This window comes from Nitrosococcus oceani ATCC 19707 (assembly GCF_000012805.1).
Classification (GTDB): domain Bacteria; phylum Pseudomonadota; class Gammaproteobacteria; order Nitrosococcales; family Nitrosococcaceae; genus Nitrosococcus; species Nitrosococcus oceani.
The window spans coordinates 2,874,230-2,895,251 of the sequence record NC_007484.1 but is presented as its reverse complement, the minus strand read 5'-3'; the positions used below and the strand labels follow the sequence as shown (position 1 = coordinate 2,895,251).

Here is a 21,022-nt window from a genome sequence, read left to right as displayed (position 1 = left end):
GCGCCAGGGAGGATAAACGCCATGGGCCTGGGAGCCGATTCCCGGATCAAGTTCCGTTATGAAGATTACAAAAGTCTACCCGAGTCGGAAATACGGCGCTACGAACTTCTGGACGGGGAACTGGTGATGGTGCCCTCACCCAGCGAGTATCATCAGCGCCTCTCCCGCAATCTGGGGTTTCTGCTGTGGGAATATGTACAAGAGCGCGATCTAGGCCAGATTTATAGTGCTCCCCTGGATGTGGTGTTGGGCCAGGGCAGTGGCAGGGAAATCGTTCAGCCCGATATCTTTTTTATTGCCAAGGCGCGCGCTTCGATGATTGCGGAAACCGAAATCCGAGGAGCGCCTGATTTGATTGTCGAAATTCTTTCCCCAGCAACCGCTCGCCGTGACCGGACTTACAAAAGCACCCTCTATGCCCGCTATGGGGTTAAGGAATATTGGCTAGTGGACCCTGAGTCTCGCGTTATTGAACTGCTTACTCTAGGGCCGCGGGGATTTGAAAGGGTGGCGTGCTATGGCGAGAGGGAGGTTTTGCGATCGCCCTTGTTGCCGGGATTGCGCCTTGCGCTTACAGAGGTTTTTTAGCAATGAGCAGCGTTTGGCCCTCCCTTTAGGTAAGTCCTACGTGTTTATTGTTTCCCTGGAAGAAGAATGGTAGTATTTCGTCTTACTAAATCTTACCTAGGGAAATATTGTGGAAATCACTCGCCTTTCCAGTAAAGGACAAATTATTATTCCTAAGACTATCCGGGCAGCGCATCATTGGGATGCTGGAATGGAATTTATTGTTGAAGAGAGAGACGGGAATCTTATTCTCCGGCCTCTAAAACCCTTTCCTGTCACCCGTCTGGAAAAAGGACTAGGTTGTACGGGTTACCAAGGCAGCCCGAAATCCCTGGAGGAAATGGATAAAGGCATTGCCGAAAGCCTACGCCAATGTTGGTCCAAAAATAAAAAAAGATGATCGCTGTAGATACCAACGTATGGGTACGTTATGTGACCAATGACGATGAGATTCAGGCGCAGCAGGCAATGGCGCTGCTAGGCTCCAATGAGATTTTGGTGACTAAAACAGTGCTGCTAGAGTTAGGGTGGGTTTTAGAAGCCGTTTATGATCTACCGTCTGAAGTGGTATTAAGAGCTATGCGCCATATTCTGGGTTTACCGAATGTGCGAGTTGAAGCGTCGGGCGAGGTTTCCCTTGCATTGAATCTCTACGAGAAAGGGCTAGATTTTGCGGATGCCATGCATCTTGCAAGCGCCGGGGCTGCTAGCGTATTTTATACTTTTGACGGGAAATTTTCCCGGAGTGCGCGCGCCCACGGCTATCCTGTCATACCCGTGGCGGAAGCAGGTCCAGCTAAGGAATAGAGAGTAGGTAGGAGAGGAACGCCGCCTCCATCTTGCTGCTTTTCTACCCCGCATATTAAATTTGTTGTTTTTCAAAAAAAGATAACTCTGCTTGATCAAGAGAGCACCCTGCCACGCTGCTTAATCCAAGTTGAAGAAGGGAGTGGCATGAAGGAATACAGGGATGTACGACGACCCCCCCCAGCGAGCGTGCGAAACGAAGTGGCGCATCGATCGCGAGGGCCGCATAAAGTGATGTCTGCGGCGGGCAAAATTGGCGGTAGAATAAGCGCGGCTAGGCAGTATTATCAGTACCCCCTAGCCACTTGCCACCGACCCAATAGGACGAGTATTGAGGCCATGACCCAATGCGATTCTACCACCCTTCAGCGGTCCTATACATTCCGCTTTTACCCCACGAGCGTCCAGCGCCAGCAACTCGCGATGGAGTTTGGCCATGCCCGGTGGGTCTGGAACACCTGTCTGACCTGGCGTGGCCGTCAATACCGGCTGCACGACAAGCATGTTAGCGGCGTTGACTTTAGCGGGCACCTCACCAAGCTAAAAAAGACGGCGGCCTATGGTTGGTTAAAAGAGGCCAGCGCGACCACACTCAATCAAAAGCTTAGAGACCAGGACACCGCGTTTAAAAACTTCTTTGCAGGGCGAGCGAAGTATCCCCGTTTCAAAAAAAGAGCCCACGCTCAAAGCATCCGCTATCAACTTGACCAACGCCAGGTAGCGGGAAGGTATCGAGCGGGCAAGTTGCTTAAACTCCCCAAGCTTGGGGCACTCAGTTTAAAATGGTCTCGTAAGCCCCAGGGTATACCCAAAATGGTCTCGGTCACCCAGGACTGCGCGGGTTGTTATTGTGTTTCGTTCATGTGCGAGGAAACCCTCCAACCCCTACCGCGAAAGCCAAACGGTATCGGTATTGATGTGGGTATAAGCGATGTGGTGGTGACCTCCGAGGGCTGGAAGTCAGGCAACCCACGGCACCTACGCACTTATCGGCGTCTACTCACCAAAACCCAGCGCAGGCTATCCCGCAAGCGCAAGGGAAGCGTTCGCTGGCATCGTCAGCGAGTAAGGGTCGCCAAGGCCCACGCCAGGGTGAGCAACACCCGTCAGGACTGGTTGCACAAACTCACCACGGCACTGATTCGCCAGGCGGGGTTCATTGCCATGGAAACGCTCAACGTCAGGGGCATGATGGCCAACCGGCGCATCGCTAAAGCCTTGGGCGATGTAGGCATGCACGAACTCAAGCGGCAACTGGAATACAAAGCCCCGTGGTATGGCCGGGCGTTTAGGCAAGTGGATAGGTGGGCGCCGACCAGTAAAACGTGCTCGGCGTGTGGCGCAGTGCAAAAAGCCATGCCGCTCAAAGTGCGGCAGTGGACCTGCTCGGACTGTAAGTCAGTCCATGACCGCGATATTAACGCGGCTAAAAATATTTTAAGGTTAGCTACGGTTGGGAGGACCGGAAGTGATGCGCGTGGAGGCGTATACCCACTGGAGGTGGTCCTATGACCGCCAAAGGACGCCTGCGAAACGCGAATTGCAGCAAGGCGAGCGCGGCTGTCGGGAACAGCCAAGCGAGACTTAGCCGCAAACTCCAAGATCCCATGCAATCGGATTTGGATATCAAGCCGTTAATTAAGCGTGGAGATAAGCCGGAATGGGCTGTTTTGCCCTACGAGGAATATTTGGCGCTAAAGGAAAAGGCAGAAATGCTGGAGGATGTCGCCGCCTTTGATCAGGCAATGGTTGTTGGCGGGGAAGCGATGCCGCACGAGGTCGTTAAGAGGCTGGTGGAAGGCGAGAACCCCATCAAAGTATGGCGAATCTATCGTGGCCTGACTCAGCACAATCTGGCGGAACAGGCAGAATTAAGCCAATCCTACCTAGCGATGATAGAAAAAGGAGAAAGGGAGGGGACCGTCAAAGCGCTCAAGCAGATCGCCAAGGTGCTTGGAGTGGATATCGATGATCTTGTAGATACCCGCGATCAGGATGTTGTGTAGAGAGAGATCTTGGCACGAGACGACTCAATAAAAAAACCCACGGCAGGTTATTAAGGCAGAGCGGGATGCGCTACGCTTTCCTGCCCTACGAGCTGTCCCACAAAAGTAAGCACGCCCATCAGCAAGGCCCCGGCGCCAAGGCTGGTCAATACCCAGCCTTACAACCACGCCTCTAAATCCTGACGGCCTATAATCGCCATGATTTCAACCGTTTCGCCCACAATGCGGTAATATACACTGTCTGAGCCGCACACGCTGCGCCGGTATCCTGCGCGGAGTTCATCCACGGCGGGGTATTAAAAAGGGATTCTCTGCCAGTGCCGCAAAATGCTGCATGAACGCATCGTAATAGGCGTCTGCCTGCTCCAGGCCCCAATGTTCAAGGCCCTATAACCAAATGCGATAGAGATCCGCTTCGGCGTTTTCAGTAAAGCCTATAACTTCCCATCTTGCCGGGCTTTCTGGTGGAAGCCCGCCAGCCTTTCCTCCGGTGATTGGTTGGAAAACCCACTCTGCTCAGCGGCAATCAGTTTGGCGCGAATTAATTCAATCTTGCGGGCCTTGCGGATAAGATCATTCACCACTTCGCTCTTGCTAGTAAATTCCTGACTGTCTACCTGGGCTTTGAGCCAGGCATCATTGGGTGGGGTAAAAGAAATACTTTGTCTGGCCATGGCATATTCTCCTTCTCCTAAATAGTATTAGTGGTTCATTTTTACACCATTATTGCACCACAATTAAGGGAATCTGGGGATCGCAAGTAAAAAACGCCCGCTTTTCTGTCCTATGTGCTGCCATTTTTGAATGACGGCCGGCTAGAGTGACCCAGAACGTCACTTTTGGCCTTCCCTGGGCACATAAAGCGCCTCTTCCCGTTGATTTCCCACGCCCGAATAGCCGCCCCCCATCTTTCACTGGGTCGTTATCTCCTGATTGTGTGAACCCCTTCCCATAAAGCTGCGGCGTCTTTGGCCGAAACAGAAGCATGGCATATGGATTGCCTTATTTAAGGGTGCAGGCAGAGAAAACATGGAACTGTCAACCGTACAAAGTTTGGATTCTATTACATTCATTTTGGAGTAATGCGTAATGAGAAAAGTACAACAGGGTTTTACCTTGATTGAATTGATGATCGTGGTGGCGATCATTGGTATTTTGGCTTCTGTGGCCATCCCCGCCTATCAGGACTACACCATTCGGGCAAAGGTATCTGAAGCGGTAACACTTGCTTCTGAAGCTAAAACGGCGGTTGCTGAAACTGCAGCATCACTGGGGGGGTTAACGAACGTTACTGCAGCCAACTCCGGTTATGAGCTTTCTAATAAGACTGATTATGTAGATAGTATTATAATTGCAGATGATGGTGTCATTACTGTTACTACGAAAGCGACGGGTGCTTCTACCCAGCCTGTATTTGTTCTAAAACCAACGCAAACAAACTCAGAAGATCCAATTACCTGGGTTTGTACAACGTCTGCTGGGGAGTTGAAGCACGTACCGGCCTCATGTCGTACCGCTACCACAACTTCTTAAATTATCTCTTTATTAACAGAGGTTAAGAGGCGGGACCCTTTCAGGTCCCGCTTTTTTTATAAAACATGCACGAATTTCTCTATTTTCCCGTCCAAATCATGACTCCCGTTCCTCGTTTTTCTGCTTGTCAAGTAAGCCTTTCCAGGGTTTCTTCGCCTAAATGGAGAGTGGATGGATTCCCTTCCCTCCTACGGGCACACGCTATTTAAAATTCCGGCAAGGGTTTGTGCTAACTCTTTCCTAACGTCATACCACACCGAGAATTCGGCATACACGATCGGGTTAATCACCCGTTTGCCGTGTTCCGCAGCCCATTCTAGCCGTGTCAGCGACCCGTCCGCCCAGTGTGGATCGCCTTGCACCACATCCAGCAGCACGCAGGTATCGACCAGGATCATTTCAGGCCAGGATCACTTGCGTCAGCATCGTAGCCACGCAGTAAATGCATCCATTCATCGGTAGTCCTGCCGGTATCGAGCGTACCTCTCAGCTTGCCGAAACGATCCTTGCGGCGTTCTGGTGGGGTATCTTCCGCCGGACGCAGGATCACTTCGCCGTGGGGTCCAAGGGAAAAATCAACCGCTGATCCTGGGCGCAAGCCGAGATAATCGCGAATCTTCTTCGGCACCGTAACTTGGCCTTTACTGGTAAGAGTCGTTGCCATGGCAAATTTTCACAACGTATTTTTTGATTAAAATAGTGTAATACCCACAAGGTTACCCGGCAATTGATGGTCTTGGCCCAAATGTCAGTTCGACATAAGCGAAGGGTTATTTCCATTGTGTTGGGCCGGGCATAGGATAGATTTGTTCACAGGGCTATGTCGAACTGAAGTGAGTATCCGGATTTTGCCGGATACGCTATGCTTAATCCGGCCTACGGCGCTTTTTGAAATGTTCCACGAGGCTATTTGCATCGAAATCCGGGAAGTTAGGATACAGGAGTTTGACCATTTTTCTGTGAAAGCTGAAAGAAGTGCAGAATACCGCCGGTTTAGTTGTGCTTCTTACGCATTGCCTCTTCGGCGACCTTTGCCAGAAACCCGGAACGACTCATCTGGTGTGCCTTTGCGTATTCATCGATGCGGCGCACCAAGGCTTCGGGCAGAGAGATATTGATGCGCGTCGCCTTGGGACGTATGCGGGAGCAATTAATATCCACCATCATCCACGCACCGTCCTCGAATTCTGGGCGCTGAGCTAATTCCTCCAGCGGTGTGGGAGGTGGGATCTCCATTGTCTCTCCCTCGAAATACAGCTCTACTGCCTCCTGAATTTTGGTGGGCAGTTCCTCCCAGGAATCAGCCGCGGAGAAACATCCGGGGAAATCAGGAAAGGTTACTCCGTGAGCATGCTTATTATCACCTGGATGAATATAGACCGGATACAACATGTCTTACCTCCACTTCCATCCAGCTTGCCGGTAGATATTGTGTAGCGTACCAATAGGGATATCCTTGCGCGGATGTGGTATGACCACATGATTGGATTTCAACTGCGTAATTCCACATAACCCCGAGGGATTCCATAGCCTGGAATGATGTTTGGATTTTGATCTATCGCGCGCATAGCATAATAGTGGTAGCAGCAGGGCGTTATTTTAAGATAGTCATGCCTTTATTTAGCGATCATGCGCGGGAAACGCTACTTTTTCCGAGTTTTTCTTCCATGCGGTTTAGCCAGTTGCCCATGAACTTATGATAGGCGCCTAAGCGGGAGAAGATCTTCTTGGCAAGCGCTTCGTTATAAGTAGGAGAGGTGAGATTACGGTCGTCCGCCATTTGCAGCGCGAGACGTGATTCGTCCTCATCGAAAAGATTTGTTTGCGAGGAAGCCCTAATGACGGTTTTTGGGGACGCCGCGTCTATTCCCTCTATAATCTGGAGATGTCGCTGAGCGGTCTTCCAGACGGCTTCGAAGCTGAATTCAAAGCTTTGTATACCGGCATCGCGCTCAATATTGTTAGGCTGAGATAAATTAGCCAGTTTTTCAAACTGTGAAAGCGCTTTGCGAGCGGTACCGATTCTTTGCCTTAATCTTTCCACTGAACACCTTTTTCAAGGACACGCCGGCGGAATGTTTTGGATACCTGTGACAGATCGACCAAGTCCACATGATAAATGATTTGGCTTTCCTCAAGTGCCTCCCGAATTTCCGCAAGCAGCCCCGTGGGTAATGGCTCATGGGGATCTATGCCAATGTCGATATCCGAATAACGGCCCATGGTTCCATCTGCCCTAGAACCAAATAAGTAGATATCTGCTTTTATCGCCTCTAGTTTTTCTCGCACGATTCGCTGGGCTTCCGCGATGTCCCATTGGGGGGCTTTTTTCAGGGGATCTTTATTGCCATTGTGGGTAGAGTTTAAAGGTTTTGTATTCATCAGGGGTAAAGTTTATATTCCATGCACTTTAATTTTAAAGGCATGGGTATCTAGCAGAATTTGCACTACCTGTATTCCTCGAAATCCTCCATGGGCGCATCGAAATTAGGATGGATACTAATGGCGTACTTTCCAGGCGGTGTTTGGATTTTTGTTCTTCGAGCAAGACGAGCTTAGGGATAGGTCGATTATCTTTGGCAATGATAATTTCTTCCCCTTCCAAAACCTTTTGGAGCAGCTTTGGGAGATGGGCCTTCGCTTCGTGTATATTGACTTGAATGATGGCGAGAAACTCGGCAGTGTTTGTGATTAGCTAGGTTAGTCAGCTAAATTGGTTTCATGAAGTATTGCCTGAGTTTTTAGTGCTTCCTTTGCGTTGATTCGCTGCATCAGGAGCGATTTGGTGGCCCCTCTAATTGTAAAAGTTGAGGCGGCGAGGATCTAATATTGAATTTTCCAGCTAATTCAGATCTTTGGACTCTCTTTGGCAGTAGTTTTCTGGCGGCAACCTTGCTGCCAGGAGGATCGGAAGTGGTGTTTGCCTTATTGGCGTCCCAGGATGTCTATTCTCCTTCGGTGCTGATTGGGGTTGCGACCCTCGGCAATACGCTGGGAGGCATGGTGAGCCTGGGGATGGGCTGGCTAGTGGCGCGGCGCTATCCCTTGCGGACGCTGGCACGGCCTTCCCATCAGCGGGCTTATCGATGGCTCCGTCGATATGGTGCTGTTGGTTTACTTGGGGCTTGGATGCCGGTTATTGGCGATCCCTTGTGCTTTGTTGCTGGCTGGTTGCGTTTGAATGTGTTTTTAGGGCTGTTCTTTATGGCCGTGGGTAAAGGTGCCCGTTACGCGGCATTATGGAATGTGGTGGGTTAAATAATGAGTTCAAGGCTCGATAGTGGCCCAGCGTCCTCGCCATACCGCCCACCCCTTGCAAATCGCTTTGGCATAGGTGGTGAGATTAATCGCCCACCAAATCCCAGGGGCGCCAAAACCCAGGGGGAAAGCGAGTAACCAGGCGAGGGGAATCCGGAGGAGGTTGAAAGGGGTGCTGTACCAAAATACCGTCCGGGTATCACCGGCGCCGGCCAAAATGCCGGTACTTAAGGCTTCCCAGGCGAGAAAAAGCTGAGAGGCGGCGAGAATTACCGCATATTCCGTTGCCGCCTGATGGACAGCCCGGTCATCGGTAAAAAGGCCAGTGAGCGCTTCGCCAGCAAAGAAAAATGTTAGGGATGCCGCGAGGCCCAGAAGGGTCGCGAAGGGTAGGGCCATGTAAAAGGTTTGGCGGGCCAAATCGGGCCGCTGGGCTCCCAGGTAGCGGCCAGCAAGAGAAGCGGCGCCAAGAGAGAGTCCGTGGAAGAGTGGCCAGGTGCATCCTTCAAGGGCGGAAAATCCAATTCCCAGGGCGGCGTTGGCATGGGCCCCCAGGGGTGAAACGGAGGTTTTCAGCAGTGCCCAATAGACCATGGCGAAAAAGGCCGTTCCTAAAGCCATGGGGGCGCCGATCCGTAAAATCCGGCGCAGTTGCCCGCGGGGCTTGAGGTCTTTTAGGGTTAATCCTGTTATCCTTTTGAGCAGCAGGAGTCCCAAGCCAACGCTAATACCACGGGCGAGATTAGAGGCCAAGGCAGCTCCTACAATGCCAAGCCCCGCGCTATGGATGAGGAGGGGGGTCAAAATAATATTCAGGCTCAGGGAGAGGGCATGGAGAATTAACGGCGGCCGGGCCGAACCCATATTGATAAACGCCTGATCGATTAAGGGCGTCAGCACCAAGGGCAGCACGGTTAAAAAAAGGGTGCACAAATAACGATTGGACTCACTGGCCGCTTGGCCTTCAAGACCCAAGGCGCGGGTAAACAGCGGTGCTCCCAGGGTGCCAATGACCATTAGCAGCATGGTCAGGAGGAGAGCGCCGAAGAGAGCTTCGCCAAGCAGCGCCCGGCGGGCTATCGGATCGTGGGCGCCAGTTGCCCGGGCGATAAGGGGCCCCGCCCCTGCTGCCAGCAATTCAAAAGTGGCATAGATAAAAATAACCACGAAGACGGACGAGCCAATGGCGGCTTGCGCTTCGACGGACACATCTTGAATAAAATATTGATCAACGATCCGAAAACCGTTGGTGAGCAAAGTGAAAACAGCGCTGGGAATAGCAAGCGCCAGGAGCGGCTTCAGGCCAAGGGGAGGAAGCGGCGGCTGCGGCGCTTGGCGCTTGTGCTTTGCCATCGCCAGGGTTGCTGATCGTCGTTAGGGAGAGTGGCTATTGGTAAAGAGAAATAACCTTATCCGGTTTTTATTTAAGCACCAATAGGGTGCCTCGGAAAAGGATGAGGGCCTGGCGGCCCTCATCGGATGGTTGGATGATTTAATCCTCGTCGTGGGTTTGAAGTTCAACCCGGCGATTTTTGGCCCGGCCTTCCTTGGTGGAATTGGAGGCAATCGGGCGTTCTTCTCCATAGCCTATTGCTTCCATCCTCGATGGATCAATACCCTTGGAGGCCAGATAGTTCATGGCCGCCTCGGCGCGAAGCTGGGAAAGGCGTTGGTTGTAATCCGCGTTACCGGTGCTATCTGTATGACCAGCAATGGTGATTTCTAAATCAGGATAAGTGCGCATATTTTCCACGACCTTATCTAGGATGGTATGGGCATTGGGAGACAGCTTGGCGGAATCAAATCCAAAATGAACACCGTCTTCAAGCACGACAGGCTTGGGACAACCCACCTCGTCCACGTCAACCCCATACGCTGTATCGGGGCACTCATCGATATCATCGGGCACTCCGTCGCCATCACTGTCCACGCTTAGGGGGCAGCCTTGGCTGTTTACCTCTACTCCCATGGGTGTATCGGGACATTGATCGAGATAATCCGGCACGCCATCGCCGTCGCTATCCAGGGGGCAGCCATCTTCTCCTACCTCTACTCCCATAGGCGTATCGGGGCATTGATCAAGGTAGTCCGGCACGCCATCGTTGTCACTGTCCAGGGGGCAGCCGACTTCGTCCACTTCAACGCCTGGAGGTGTATTAGGGCATTGATCCTTATCGTCCGGGACTCCGTCTTTATCGCTATCTGGAATAAAGAGAGTCGAACGGCAAATGACTCCCGTGACTGATCTGCCATCAGGTGCCATATCTCCTTCCCCCGTCATAACAGCGCATGGCGGCCAGCCCTTATAGGGCGCATACAGGGGATGATCGTCCTCCGCTAGCGCGGATGTATAAACAGCTAGCAATAATGGCGTAAATATTGCCATGATTGCCATGGTTTTTTTATTCTTCATATCTTCCTCCCTAACTTGGACTTTATCTCTAAAAGTCATAAGTTTTAACCCGTTTTCTAAATCATAGTCTAGTTTAAATAGTGGAGATATACTATTTATTTTAATAAAAACCACTTTTTGCTTAATGGGGGGTAAAAAACATATTGGAAAAGTATATAAATATCAGTCCGCTATTAGGGCTTCTATTTGCCGATCGAACCTGCCTAAATACTCTTTCATGGCGGTGGCTATGAGGAGGTAAGCTTGGCGGCATTGGGGTGTTGATTTATCCTTTTCTTCTAGAAAAGCCAGGTAGGGATCGGAAATTTCCTTTGGCAGCATAATCATGATGTCCGATGTCATTTCAGCGGGATAGCTATTCCGTGCCATTGATTTCGATAGCTGCTCCAGGGTTTCCCTGAAGCGCTGCTCGAGTTTATCCCGCTCAGTTTTTAAGTGCATTAGCTTGGTTTCACGCCGCCATCGTAGATGATCAGCGATAATGGTGGTGAGCGGCGCAATGCTTGCAATCAGGCCACCAATAAGAACTCCGATAAGAATATCCACGATTTCTCCGTTTCCAATTGACGCAGGTGCGGGCGCTTTTTATATTTATTAGAGGGAGAATGTGCCTTTTATCTTCTTTTTCATAGGCTTGCTGAGTATTGGCCTGTTTTTATTTTGAGGAAAGGCTTAGTCTCCTTATCTTCTGTTTCCTGGCGGAAGCGATAAAGACGAGGCTTCTATACCAAAGCATTGGGCGACAGCCAGTTCGTTACCCTGTTTGATGGTTCGGTATTTGTCCCAAAAAGAAGCATCTATCTTACGCAAGGACTCTGGCGTACCTGCCTTACGGTAACGCCTCAAGTGTCCTGGTCCTCCATTATAAGCGGCATAGGTGGCGCGAGCTAGATTATCGAGATCACCTGTTTTTTTATGCTCGCCTTTTTTGATGGCGTAATCTACCAGATAGCGCAACAAGATTTCTCCCCCCGCTTGCGCATTGTAGGCAATGTCCCAGTTCAAGTCATGCACATCGTAAAAACCTCGCCAGACGTTTTGATTGATCTGCATGAGACCTACCGAGCCTCCACCAGAGTGGAACGGTCGGATCTTGTCTCCCTTCTTGGTGAATTGACGCCAACAGCTTTCTTGCCAAGCGGTAGCCAGCAGGAGCCAGCGGTACAGTGAGTGGTATTGGCTTTCCAAGGGATGAGTTTGGAGTAAATGGCTGACGGTTTGATCCAGGAGCTGGTGGACCATTGGTAAGTAGGTTCCCATATCCTTTGTCGTGGGAACCCACTGGTTGAGCCGTGAAATCAGGGGTCGATCAACGCTATCAGCAGCCCAGGCATTTCGCCATAACCCCTCGTTCAGGTTGAGTTGCGAGTTTTTCCGAGAAGGGGATGGAGCCACGCTAAATCCCAATAAGCGCCGCAACTCAGGATCGACCTTAAAGTTGTAAAACAAGGGATGGTGCCCCGCTTGGGGAGCAATGATCCGGGCTAGCCGGCGTAACCCATCGGTGGAGATATCGAGGCCAGACGCCGGGCCAAGCTGGTCAATGGTTTTTAGGACATCACTGGCGGCAATAAAGCTCAGGTAGTGCAGGGCCGTTTCATGGGGCATGCTCAGGCTTAAATGGCGCAATACCGGTGCCAGGCGTTCCCAGGTTTTTAGAAACAGCGTGCGGATGGGATCGGCCGTTCCAGGCGTTGAAGCAGTGAGGGCCTTGTCTATATCGTGACGGGCGTCTAAAAGAATTTCCAACAAAAGCGGGCGTAATTCTGCTAACTCATTTTCAGCTGCTGCCTGCTTGATAATAAAGGTTAGAAACGCATCTCCTTGCTGCCACGCTGCTTCCCAGCGCTGCATTTCCTCAGGTGAGAGGGGCGGTTCCGGAGAAGGAGGGGGAGTGTTGAGATCCGGGAGTGTAAAACGCAAGGCGACCTTAATCCCGTCCGGGGTCGTTTGTGCTTCGGTCAGGGTTAGGGAATCAATGGCGGTCTGAATCCGTGAGCGGTCCCGGGGAGATAATACCAAGGGCAGTAGATTTCGCAGTTCCGCTAACTGGGGCTGGAGGTCAATCCGGACCTGCGAGAGCCTGGGGTGTACATATTCTTTGATCCTATCCCAGAGCTGACCCGTGGCAGCTTCCTTATGCCCTTCGGCGTTATAAATATTGGATTGTACAGTTTGGAAGTAGAGGGTAGTCAGTTCGGGTCCAAGCATGGGCTTTTGGAATACTTCAATCGTTCCTGTCCAGTCTAGGAGTGGAATACAGCGATTGCCAATGGGCGTTCCGAGCTTGGCTATTCCGTCACTGAGAATGCGAAGCTGCTGGCCGGCATTACCGACCCGGGGATTGGAAAGCACTAAAGAATTGCAGCCGCTATCATCATTCCAGACCTGGGCCGTATGATGGGGACCGACATAAACTTCCCTAATGAGAATATGGCGAAGCAGCTCATTATTGAGTTGTATAGGCACTTGGATTTCGCGTCCATAGCTCCCCATGGATAGCCCGAATAGTACTAATGCGATACTGTTGTAGAGAAACCATTTTTTCATTTGACTGCTTTTAGCTCTATTTTTTTGCGTATATTATCAACGCCTCTAGCAAGTTTTAATAGTGTCAACTATGGTTGTTGAGTCCCCGGTTTAACTAAAATTTGCATACTTCCATGTATTTAAATGATCAGTTATTGACTCAACCAGCTCCCTACTCCGGTAGGAGAGGTTACTCGCGAATTCTGGCTGACGGGCTTGTGTTACCTCAGCCGGTAAAGATAGGCACTTCGGGGTGCATTCCCAGCTCCGAACACTGCGCCAGGGGGTTAAACAGCACGGGCCGGGATAACGGGCAGTGCTCCCTCGATGGATTGACCCGCAAGGGTGGGAGAAACCGCGAGATAACTGAGCGAGGGAACCTTTACAGCCTTCGGGCTGCGGCGAAAGCCAACCCTTCCCCGGTGGGGTCAAACACCGGGGACCTATTTTTATGTGGCCCTCGCGCTCGATGTGCCACTTTGTTTCGCACTCTCGCTGGGGGGTCATTAAACATCCATGTTTAATTCCAAGGTTTTACAAGGAAAAGGGTAAGGATAGTGGGTAATAAAATGACTAGATCAATAGGGACCATGGCTTTATTGGCGTTATTATTATTGGGTTTTACTTCATCAGCCCTGGCAGGAGAAGGCTATGGCTCGGAAGTGGGTGAAAAATTGGGACGTGGATTAGCCAATGTAGCGACTGGTTGGGTAGAAATTCCTAAAAATATAATAAATACTAGCAAGGATAGTAATGTAGGCATTGGGGTAAGCTGGGGGTTGCTTAAAGGGATTGGTCAAACCCTTGGCCGTACGCTCGTGGGAGTAGGGGAATTGGCGACTTTTTTCGTGCCGACAGCTAAAATTATTCACCCTACCTATGTCTTTGAGGATTTTTATCGGGATACCACTTACGGAACAGGCCATTAGTATTTATTGGGTTCAACTAGGAGGGCGGCTATTTCCGGTGAGAGGATCAGGTAGCTGGCCTAGGTCTTTACAGTTCTTCTTCCTGTAAATGCCTTTTTTTGAATAGGTTTTAAATGTCCAAGGTGGATCGGAATAGATGACCCTATATTTTTTTTTGGCGCAACTAAGCCAGAAGTCATTTGGCCCCCCCCAGGAATTGTAAATGAGATAGCGGGCTGAGTGCCCGCTATTGTTGATTGATGATTCGTTTAATCCCAGCTCAAAGCGCCCCCAGTTTGGTATTCCGTGACCCGTGTTTCAAAGAAATTTTTTTCTTTTTTCAGATCTAAAACCTCAGACATCCAGGGGAAGGGGTTGCTGGCGCCAGGATACTGTTCCGGCAGCCCGATTTGGGCGCAGCGGCGGTTGGCAATGAACTTAAGATATTCTTCAAACATGGGCGCGTTGAGGCCCAGTACGCCCCGGGGCATGGTGTCATGGGCGTATTGGGTTTCCAGACTTACCGCTTCCTGGATCATCCGGAGGGTTTCTTGTTTGAATGAGTCTGACCATAGATGGGGATTTTCAAGCTTAATCTGATTGATGACATCAATACCGAAGTTCATGTGCATGGACTCATCGCGCATAATGTACTGGAACTGCTCAGCCGTGCCGGTCATCTTGTTGCGGCGGCCCATGGAGAGAATCTGGACAAAGCCTACGTAAAAAAAGATTCCTTCAAAGATGACGTAAAAGGCGATGAGTTCCCGCAGTAGTTTTTGATCGTTTTCCGCAGTGCCGGTATGAAATTGAGGATCGGCCAAGTGCTGGGTAAAAGGCAGGGCCCATTCGGCCTTGCGGGCGACCGCCGGCACTTCCCGGTACATGTTGAAAATCTCGCCTTCATCCAGCCCCAGGGACTCTACACAGTACTGGTAAGCATGGGTATGCACCGCTTCCTCGAAAGCCTGACGGAGCAAGTATTGGCGACATTCAGGATTAGTAATATGTCGGTAAACGGCCAGCACCAAATTGTTAGCTACCAGGGAGTCAGCGGTGACGAAAAAGCCAAGATTGCGCTTAATAATAGTGCGTTCATCTTCGGTCAGTCCATCGGCGCTTTTCCATAGGGCGATATCCGCGTTCATGTTAATTTCTTGCGGCATCCAGTGATTGGCGCAGCCGCTGAGATATTTCTCCCAGGCCCAATGATATTTAAAGGGTACTAACTGGTTCAGATCGGCTCGGCAGTTGATAATTCGCTTATCGTCCACCTGAATCCGGGCCGCGCCCATTTCAATGTCTTCAACCCCTAAAACGCCAGTGCCATTATTGTTCCCAGCAGCTGAAGCCGCATGGGGCGTCGGCTTGTCCGTCAGAAAGGTTTCATTTAAGTTGTCTGATATCTCCTCCCCACTCTCATTGTCGTACGCGCCGATGGGAGGCAACTTTTGAGGTTTGGTTTTTTCGCTATCAACGCCTGCAAGTGGATTGTCCCAATTCAGCATCTTTAAGCTCCTCATTATTAATTAAGTTTTTTTTGACTGGGCTCGATTTACATGTGCCGTACGGGCACGAAGAGACTGCCTATTGACAGGCTTCGCAGTCCGGGTCCTGGACGGAACAAGCTTGCGGCGCTTCCGATTTCTGAATATAGCCCGATTGGACGGCATTAAGCTTGTTCGCCTGGTCCGAGGTCATGGTGCTCTTCTCCACATGGGTAGCGCCCAGGGAGCGTAAATAATAAGTGGTTTTGAGGCCCCGCACCCAGGCGAGCTTATAGAGGTTATCAAGCTTTTTACCGTTGGGTTCGGCCATATAAAGGTTGAGGCTTTGAGCCTGATCAAGCCACTTTTGGCGGCGGGAGGCCGCCTCCACCAGCCAGCGGGGATCGATCTCGAAGGCGGTGGCATAGAGGGTTTTGAGTTCCTCCGGTATGCGGTCAATGGGCTGGGCGCTACCATCAAAGTATTTGAGGTCGTTGACCATGACCTCATCCCATAAGTTCTGGGCTTTCAGATCCTGGACCAAGTAGGGGTTAATCACCGTAAACTCGCCTGAGAGGTTGGATTTCACGAACAGATTTTGGTAAGTCGGCTCAATAGACTGGCTGACGCCGCAGATATTAGAAATCGTCGCAGTGGGGGCGATGGCCATGCAATTGGAATTACGCATACCCACTGTTTTGACCTGTTCCCGCAGGCTGTCCCAGTCCAGTGTGTGGGAACGGTCTTGCTGGAAGTAACTGCCACGACTTTCTTCGAGCAAGCTGATGGAATCGATGGGCAGAAGTCCCTGGCTCCAGAGGGAACCTTCGAAAGTATGGTAACTGCCCCGTTCTGCGGCGAGGTTGCTGGAAGCCTTGATGGCATAGTAACTGATTGCCTCCATGGAGTGGTCGGCGAACTCCACGGCGGCTTCCGAGGCATAGGGGATACGGCGTTTATAAAGGGCGTCCTGAAACCCCATGAGGCCCAGGCCGACGGGCCGATGGCGCAGGTTGGAGCGCCGTGCCGTGGGTACGCTGTAATAGTTGTAATCGATGACATTATCCAGCATGCGCATGGCAGTGGTGATGGTTTTCTCCAATTTAGGCAGGTTAAGACCGTCTTCATCCAGATGTTGAGGGAGGTTGATAGAGCCTAGATTGCATACTGCGATTTCATCATCGGAGGTATTCAGAGTAATTTCGGTACATAAATTTGAGGAATGGACCACGCCCGCATGCTGCTGGGGGGAACGCAGATTACAGGGGTCTTTAAAGGCGATCCAAGGATGTCCTGTCTCGAATAGCATGGAGAGCATTTTGCGCCATAGATCCACGGCACGCCGCTTTTTAAAATTCTTGATTTCGCCACGGCTAGCCTTGTCCTCATAGCCAAGATAGGCTGCTTCAAAAGCTTGGCCTACCAAGTCATGGAGATCCGGGGTTTCGTCGGGGGAAAACAAAGTCCAGCCGCCGTCTTCAGCTACCCGTTTCATAAACAGGTCCGGCACCCAGTTAGCGGTATTCATGTCGTGGGTACGGCGGCGATCGTCACCGGTATTTTTGCGCAGCTCAAGGAATTCTTCGATATCGATGTGCCAGGTTTCCAGATAGGCGCAGACCGCGCCCTTGCGCTTGCCACCGTTGTGAACTAGGGCTGTAGTGGTCATATAGCTTGGATCACCTTCGACTTTGAGATCGTAGACGAAGGGTAGGGGGGAGATATCACGTGCGCTGCGCAGGCGGGTGAATAGAAAACCATTATATTCGATCCAGTTGTGCTTGGTGAGTGCGCGGCAGCCGAGGCGTTCCGCGATTTCAGACACGGCGGGAATTCTCACATCCACTGCTCGGCAGATACCGTTAAAACGGATTTCACTGCCATCGCTACGCTGGCCGCTGTGACCCTGCTGGCGTTCACGGTATTGGCCAGCGGTAGGTACGCCTAAGCGCAATAGTTGGTAGCGTAGCCCCTCCGCAAGTAAAAATGAGGTACTAGTAAAATAGATCTCCTTATTTCGACTCACACCGCCGTCAGTTTCTAGTAGTCCCTGTACCAAGGCTAGGGTCTGGCGGCGGGGAAGGTGACTGAGCCGATGGTGGATGCGTTTGTTTTCGGTGTGATCATAGAGATCGTCGCGGGTAAATGGAAGAGTAGGGGCGCCAGCGCCGACGATGCGGCCGGTGGTGGCATTGCGAACGGCACCACGGCCGCTGGCCCAACGAATCTGAGCATAGCGAGTGCCGCGGCTGATTTCCCAGTAGTGAATTCCGCGCACTTCTAGGTAATGGCGTACGAACTGGAGGTGGTGGTCTCGCCGAGGGTTACCGGAAACCCCCCATTCCCCTCCCTTCTTACAGAGGTGCCCGTCGCCAAGCAATATACCGTATAGGCGAGCGTCGTCTTCGGTAAAATCAGCTACCGGCACTATCTCCTTCGGTATTACTTGGGCCACATAATCCCCTTTGGACAACTTTCCGGCTTCGACCCATTCAGGTTGTATTTTGCCGCGGGCAAGCCAGGACAGGGTTCGGTAGCTGGATTGTTCCATGGGTACGCCGCGCAGTGCCCAAAAAGGGTGACCAGTGGTGACTTTGAGTGGCTCGATACCGTGCTTGATATTGAGTTCCACCATGGCTTCAGTCTGATTATAGGCAAACTTGCGGGTTACTTCCCGGTACTCGCCGCATTGACTCAAGACTAAATCCCCTGCCTGGATGGCTTTGATGGACTTTATTCCTTCGGCCGTGTGTACCAAAGTGTTTGGCGCAAGACATTGATTGACCGCCACGGCAGTATCATTGGTCACCTTTAAAAAGGGCACTACGCCTTGGGATTTGCCGTTGGTCCCTTTGATGTGAGCGCCCATTCCCCGAACCCGAGTCCAGTCGTTGCCGAGCCCGCCCGCATATTTGGAGAGCAGGGCATTGTCCTTGATGGCGCTATAAATCCCATCCAAGTCATCGGGCACGGTGGTTAAATAACAGGAGGAAAGCTGAGGTCTCAAGGAGCCTGAGTTAAATAAAGTGGGGGTGCTGCTCATAAAGTCAAAGGAGGACAACAGTTCATAGAACTCGATGGCCCGCTCTTCCCGTTCAATTTCATTGATGGCTAGCCCCATGGCAACTCGCATGAAAAAGGCTTGGGGCAACTCAAAACGAGTACCGCCGGAGTGAATGAAATAACGGTCGTAGAGGGTTTGCAAGCCAAGATAAGTGAACTGAAAATCCCGTTCCGGCCGCAAGGCTTGGCCTAGTCGGGTTAAATCGTATTGGGTAAGGCGGCTGTCAATCAATTGTATTTCAGCGCCTTGCCTGATATAGGCAGCAAAATATTCTGGATAGCGTTCGATCATTTCCTGCTGAGTGGCATGGGTTTCCATGCCATGGATGAAGGAAAGCGCCTCCCGGCGCAAACTGTCTAACAATAGACGGGCGGTGGTGTAACTGTAATTGGGTTCTTTTTCGATGAAGGTGCGGGCGCTCATGATGAGGGCCCTTTCCACATCTTGTTCCGCGACGCCATCAAAAAGGTTACGCAAGGTTTCGTTGATAATAGCCTGGGGCTGGGTTTCCGGTAAATTCTGGCAAGCTTCTTCTACAATTCGGGTGAGCCGGGCTTTATCCAATGGTGCAGTTCGGCCGTCAGCCAAAGTTACTTGGATGGGCGGTTCGATGGTCTTTTTCTTATTTTTGGCTGCGGTTTGGGCTCTCTCTCGGGCTCGTTCTTCCCGGTAGAGCACGTAGGCTCGCGCTATTTTGTGGTGTCCCCCTCGCATGAGAGCGAGTTCCACCTGATCTTGGATACCTTCGATATGGACGGTGCCCCCTGTCTCTAAACGGCGGGTACAGGCTTCCACCACTTGTTCCGTCAAGACTTCCACCGTTTGGTGGATGCGTTTGCTCATTGCCGCGCCGTTCCCTTCTAGCGCCAGGAAGGCTTTGGTCATAGCGACGGCAATTTTACTGGGATCAAAACCAGTGACTTTGCCGTTGCGGCGAATGACTCGGTATTGACCAGGGGCCGTGACTCTGACGGTAGGGTCCAGGGCTTCGGGGTCATGAGTCTGTTCCTGGGGGTATGACATAGTAGTAGAGGATTCCGTTTTCATAGCAGACTCTCAGGCACTAAATGGAGGTTTAGAGTTGTTTTTAACCAGCGTAAAAACACAAGAAGATGTGGTTAACCGACTTACATAACACAACATAGGGTGTTTTGAGGCGAAGCGCAAGGGGCAATTAGATCGACATTATCCGGCGCCGTGTGGATAAGTAGCGCAGTGCCCCGTTGGACGGATGTTTCCTATAATACTTAATTTTTTACGGTTACTCAGAGGGAAAAGAAAAGTGAATGAGTAGCCTAATCGGAGGTTAACTATTAGTTCTTCAGCATTGCAAAATGCGCCTCAACACTGTATCGGTGCCTACAGGATATATTTTTAAAAAGGGCTTCTTAGAGAGCTTTAGTTGCTGCTAGCACTTCCGCCGCATGATCTTCAACTTTTACCTTGCGCCACTCTTCGCGCAGAATTCCTTCCTGATCGATGAGAAAAGTGCTGCGCTCTATGCCCTTGACATCTTTGCCGAACATTTTCTTGGGCTTGATGACCTCAAATAGTCTGCAAACTGTTGCATCCTTATCCGATAAGAGTTCGAATGGAAAACGCTGCTGCGCTTTGAACGTTTCATGGGATTTTAGAGTATCCCGGGAAATACCAAAGATAACGGTGTTAAGGCGCTTGAATTCTGGGTGGAGGTCTCGGAAGTCTTGCCCTTCCCGGGTGCATCCTGGCGTGTCGTCTTTAGGATAAAAGTACAGCACCACGTTTTGGCCTTGTAGTTGCGACAGCTTGACGGTTTGTCCCGAAGTGGCAGGAAGTTCAAAATCGGGAACCGTTTTTCCTATAGTTACTTCAGTCATGGGATCTCTAACATTGTAGGGATTAGCGGCCTCGGATAGGCTCCAAGATAGCATCCAAATTTAAATTATCGCATAGTTCCATAAACTGTTCTCTTAGAACGGCAATGGATAGATCAGCGGGCAAGTGTATAATGAGGCTGACCGAAAATAAAGGCGCTTCTGTATGCGGCGCGGGATAACATCGGGTGCTAAGTTCTTCGATAGTAATATTGCGGTTGGCAAAGAAATAAGTTAGCTCATGTATAATGCCGGGTTGGTTTATTGATATAGCCTCTACCGCATAGGGCATAAGGGTGCGGTTGCGGGAGCGGGCTTCGGTGCGTTTACTGAGTATGGTTAATGTAAGCCGCTGCTTTAAACCGGGTAGCATGGCTTCTAATTTAGCCACCGCGCTCCAACTGCCAGAGACGAGCAGCTGTATGGTAAATTTCGTTCCAAGCAGGACCATGCGGCTATCTTCGATGCTGCAACCGCTATCCAGTATGGCGCTAGTTAATTCCTTTAAAAGCCCAGGTTGCTCATGTCCTATCGCCGAGATCACCAAATGCTGCTGCATTGTGTTTTTGCCTGCACCCTTTCAAAGAAATAGGCCAG

Annotated in this window: 24 protein-coding genes; 8 read left to right on the top strand and 16 right to left on the bottom strand. The window is 51.0% G+C overall.

The features are described from left to right. The first annotated feature begins 21 nt into the window (after positions 1-21). The 5 genes from NOC_RS13550 (at position 22) to NOC_RS13530 (ending at position 3,380) form a co-directional block, all read left to right on the top strand. The gene (locus NOC_RS13550) at positions 22-588 is read left to right on the top strand and encodes a Uma2 family endonuclease (RefSeq protein ID WP_011330998.1); all 567 of its coding nucleotides are present in this window, start codon (positions 22-24) and stop codon (positions 586-588) included. Positions 589-697: 109 nt separating this feature from the next. Further along, positions 698-967 carry an AbrB/MazE/SpoVT family DNA-binding domain-containing protein gene (locus NOC_RS13545; RefSeq protein WP_011330997.1) on the top strand — a complete coding sequence of 90 codons (270 nt, stop codon included), beginning with the start codon at positions 698-700 and terminating at the stop codon, positions 965-967. Beyond that, complete coding sequence (locus NOC_RS13540) at positions 964-1,374, top strand: type II toxin-antitoxin system VapC family toxin (protein ID WP_004164036.1); 411 nt, start codon at positions 964-966, stop codon at positions 1,372-1,374. Before NOC_RS13545 ends, NOC_RS13540 begins: the two co-directional genes overlap by 4 nt. A 234-nt stretch (positions 1,375-1,608) precedes the next feature. Further along, complete coding sequence (locus NOC_RS13535; protein WP_004269107.1) at positions 1,609-2,886, top strand: RNA-guided endonuclease InsQ/TnpB family protein; 1,278 nt, start codon at positions 1,609-1,611, stop codon at positions 2,884-2,886. Then, positions 2,883-3,380 carry a helix-turn-helix domain-containing protein gene (locus NOC_RS13530; protein WP_011330995.1) on the top strand — a complete coding sequence of 166 codons (498 nt, stop codon included), beginning with the start codon at positions 2,883-2,885 and terminating at the stop codon, positions 3,378-3,380. Before NOC_RS13535 ends, NOC_RS13530 begins: the two co-directional genes overlap by 4 nt. Before the next feature lie 434 nt (positions 3,381-3,814). Here the strand turns inward: NOC_RS13530 and NOC_RS13525 are convergent, their stop codons facing one another. After that, positions 3,815-4,054 carry a ribbon-helix-helix domain-containing protein gene (locus NOC_RS13525; RefSeq protein ID WP_004269108.1) on the bottom strand — a complete coding sequence of 80 codons (240 nt, stop codon included), beginning with the start codon at positions 4,052-4,054 and terminating at the stop codon, positions 3,815-3,817. A gap of 415 nt (positions 4,055-4,469) precedes the next feature. Between NOC_RS13525 and NOC_RS13515 the strand changes: the two genes are divergently transcribed. Continuing rightward, positions 4,470-4,913 (top strand): pilin, encoded by a 444-nt coding sequence (locus NOC_RS13515; protein ID WP_004269175.1) that lies wholly within the window; start codon positions 4,470-4,472, stop codon positions 4,911-4,913. Between the two features lie 188 nt (positions 4,914-5,101). On the opposite strand, the gene NOC_RS13510 is transcribed toward NOC_RS13515, so the two are convergent. From NOC_RS13510 to NOC_RS18675, 7 genes are all read right to left on the bottom strand, one after another. Beyond that, positions 5,102-5,311: a hypothetical protein gene (locus NOC_RS13510; protein ID WP_011330994.1), complete on the bottom strand. Its 210-nt coding sequence runs from the start codon at positions 5,309-5,311 to the stop codon at positions 5,102-5,104. Next, positions 5,308-5,577 (bottom strand): AbrB/MazE/SpoVT family DNA-binding domain-containing protein, encoded by a 270-nt coding sequence (locus NOC_RS13505; protein ID WP_004269188.1) that lies wholly within the window; start codon positions 5,575-5,577, stop codon positions 5,308-5,310. Before NOC_RS13505 ends, NOC_RS13510 begins: the two co-directional genes overlap by 4 nt. Positions 5,578-5,906: 329 nt before the next feature. Then, positions 5,907-6,305, bottom strand: a complete 399-nt coding sequence (locus NOC_RS13500) for a type II toxin-antitoxin system HicB family antitoxin (protein ID WP_004269179.1) — start codon at positions 6,303-6,305, stop codon at positions 5,907-5,909. 3 nt (positions 6,306-6,308) lie between these two features. Next, entirely contained in the window at positions 6,309-6,500 is a 192-nt protein-coding gene (locus NOC_RS18680; protein WP_147094468.1) for a type II toxin-antitoxin system HicA family toxin, read from the bottom strand. A 40-nt stretch (positions 6,501-6,540) separates the two neighbouring features. After that, on the bottom strand, positions 6,541-6,957 hold the full coding sequence (locus tag NOC_RS13495) for a nucleotidyltransferase substrate binding protein (RefSeq protein ID WP_004269203.1): 417 nt from the start codon (positions 6,955-6,957) through the stop codon (positions 6,541-6,543). Then, positions 6,945-7,295 carry a nucleotidyltransferase family protein gene (locus NOC_RS13490; protein WP_004269146.1) on the bottom strand — a complete coding sequence of 117 codons (351 nt, stop codon included), beginning with the start codon at positions 7,293-7,295 and terminating at the stop codon, positions 6,945-6,947. The genes NOC_RS13495 and NOC_RS13490 overlap by 13 nt, the downstream gene beginning before the upstream one ends. 34 nt (positions 7,296-7,329) lie before the next feature. After that, positions 7,330-7,563 (bottom strand): type II toxin-antitoxin system Phd/YefM family antitoxin, encoded by a 234-nt coding sequence (locus NOC_RS18675; protein ID WP_425311388.1) that lies wholly within the window; start codon positions 7,561-7,563, stop codon positions 7,330-7,332. A gap of 179 nt (positions 7,564-7,742) precedes the next feature. Between NOC_RS18675 and NOC_RS13485 the strand changes: the two genes are divergently transcribed. After that, positions 7,743-8,171 (top strand): YqaA family protein, encoded by a 429-nt coding sequence (locus NOC_RS13485; RefSeq protein WP_004164010.1) that lies wholly within the window; start codon positions 7,743-7,745, stop codon positions 8,169-8,171. 9 nt (positions 8,172-8,180) lie between these two features. Here the strand turns inward: NOC_RS13485 and NOC_RS13480 are convergent, their stop codons facing one another. The 4 genes from NOC_RS13480 to NOC_RS13465 all read right to left on the bottom strand — a co-directional run bounded on the left by NOC_RS13480 (position 8,181) and on the right by NOC_RS13465 (position 13,134). Continuing rightward, the gene (locus NOC_RS13480) at positions 8,181-9,524 is read right to left on the bottom strand and encodes an MATE family efflux transporter (protein ID WP_004269172.1); all 1,344 of its coding nucleotides are present in this window, start codon (positions 9,522-9,524) and stop codon (positions 8,181-8,183) included. 139 nt (positions 9,525-9,663) lie between these two features. After that, positions 9,664-10,584: an OmpA family protein gene (locus NOC_RS13475; RefSeq protein WP_244859977.1), complete on the bottom strand. Its 921-nt coding sequence runs from the start codon at positions 10,582-10,584 to the stop codon at positions 9,664-9,666. 162 nt (positions 10,585-10,746) lie between these two features. Continuing rightward, positions 10,747-11,130: a hypothetical protein gene (locus NOC_RS13470; protein ID WP_004164020.1), complete on the bottom strand. Its 384-nt coding sequence runs from the start codon at positions 11,128-11,130 to the stop codon at positions 10,747-10,749. Between the two features lie 135 nt (positions 11,131-11,265). After that, complete coding sequence (locus NOC_RS13465) at positions 11,266-13,134, bottom strand: lytic transglycosylase domain-containing protein (protein ID WP_004164024.1); 1,869 nt, start codon at positions 13,132-13,134, stop codon at positions 11,266-11,268. Between the two features lie 548 nt (positions 13,135-13,682). Here NOC_RS13465 and NOC_RS13460 point away from each other — a divergent pair. Next, positions 13,683-14,042, top strand: coding sequence for an exosortase system-associated protein, TIGR04073 family (locus NOC_RS13460; protein ID WP_011330992.1), 360 nt, complete (start codon positions 13,683-13,685; stop codon positions 14,040-14,042). Between the two features lie 248 nt (positions 14,043-14,290). On the opposite strand, the gene NOC_RS13455 is transcribed toward NOC_RS13460, so the two are convergent. The 4 genes from NOC_RS13455 to NOC_RS13440 form a co-directional block, all read right to left on the bottom strand. After that, entirely contained in the window at positions 14,291-15,529 is a 1,239-nt protein-coding gene (locus NOC_RS13455; RefSeq protein WP_004164014.1) for a ribonucleotide-diphosphate reductase subunit beta, read from the bottom strand. 79 nt (positions 15,530-15,608) lie between these two features. Beyond that, the gene (locus tag NOC_RS13450; RefSeq protein ID WP_147094462.1) at positions 15,609-19,595 is read right to left on the bottom strand and encodes a ribonucleoside-diphosphate reductase subunit alpha; all 3,987 of its coding nucleotides are present in this window, start codon (positions 19,593-19,595) and stop codon (positions 15,609-15,611) included. A gap of 365 nt (positions 19,596-19,960) precedes the next feature. After that, entirely contained in the window at positions 19,961-20,428 is a 468-nt protein-coding gene (locus tag NOC_RS13445; protein WP_004164030.1) for a peroxiredoxin, read from the bottom strand. A gap of 22 nt (positions 20,429-20,450) precedes the next feature. Beyond that, positions 20,451-20,984 (bottom strand): glycine cleavage system protein R, encoded by a 534-nt coding sequence (locus NOC_RS13440; RefSeq protein WP_004269130.1) that lies wholly within the window; start codon positions 20,982-20,984, stop codon positions 20,451-20,453. Positions 20,985-21,022: the final 38 nt, after the last annotated feature.

Coding starts and splice junctions, on each gene's coding strand:
- NOC_RS13550 (WP_011330998.1), top strand. CDS start 22: ATGGGCCTGGGAGCCGATTCCCGGATCAAGTTCCGTTATGAAGATTAC.
- NOC_RS13525 (WP_004269108.1), bottom strand. CDS start 4,054: ATGGCCAGACAAAGTATTTCTTTTACCCCACCCAATGATGCCTGGCTC.
- NOC_RS13475 (WP_244859977.1), bottom strand. CDS start 10,584: ATGAAGAATAAAAAAACCATGGCAATCATGGCAATATTTACGCCATTA.
- NOC_RS13490 (WP_004269146.1), bottom strand. CDS start 7,295: ATGAATACAAAACCTTTAAACTCTACCCACAATGGCAATAAAGATCCC.
- NOC_RS13510 (WP_011330994.1), bottom strand. CDS start 5,311: ATGATCCTGGTCGATACCTGCGTGCTGCTGGATGTGGTGCAAGGCGAT.
- NOC_RS13460 (WP_011330992.1), top strand. CDS start 13,683: ATGACTAGATCAATAGGGACCATGGCTTTATTGGCGTTATTATTATTG.
- NOC_RS13465 (WP_004164024.1), bottom strand. CDS start 13,134: ATGAAAAAATGGTTTCTCTACAACAGTATCGCATTAGTACTATTCGGG.
- NOC_RS13530 (WP_011330995.1), top strand. CDS start 2,883: ATGACCGCCAAAGGACGCCTGCGAAACGCGAATTGCAGCAAGGCGAGC.
- NOC_RS13505 (WP_004269188.1), bottom strand. CDS start 5,577: ATGGCAACGACTCTTACCAGTAAAGGCCAAGTTACGGTGCCGAAGAAG.
- NOC_RS13480 (WP_004269172.1), bottom strand. CDS start 9,524: ATGGCAAAGCACAAGCGCCAAGCGCCGCAGCCGCCGCTTCCTCCCCTT.
- NOC_RS13500 (WP_004269179.1), bottom strand. CDS start 6,305: ATGTTGTATCCGGTCTATATTCATCCAGGTGATAATAAGCATGCTCAC.
- NOC_RS13450 (WP_147094462.1), bottom strand. CDS start 19,595: ATGTCATACCCCCAGGAACAGACTCATGACCCCGAAGCCCTGGACCCT.
- NOC_RS13535 (WP_004269107.1), top strand. CDS start 1,609: ATGTCTGCGGCGGGCAAAATTGGCGGTAGAATAAGCGCGGCTAGGCAG.
- NOC_RS13440 (WP_004269130.1), bottom strand. CDS start 20,984: ATGCAGCAGCATTTGGTGATCTCGGCGATAGGACATGAGCAACCTGGG.
- NOC_RS13515 (WP_004269175.1), top strand. CDS start 4,470: ATGAGAAAAGTACAACAGGGTTTTACCTTGATTGAATTGATGATCGTG.
- NOC_RS13445 (WP_004164030.1), bottom strand. CDS start 20,428: ATGACTGAAGTAACTATAGGAAAAACGGTTCCCGATTTTGAACTTCCT.
- NOC_RS13455 (WP_004164014.1), bottom strand. CDS start 15,529: ATGCTGAATTGGGACAATCCACTTGCAGGCGTTGATAGCGAAAAAACC.
- NOC_RS13540 (WP_004164036.1), top strand. CDS start 964: ATGATCGCTGTAGATACCAACGTATGGGTACGTTATGTGACCAATGAC.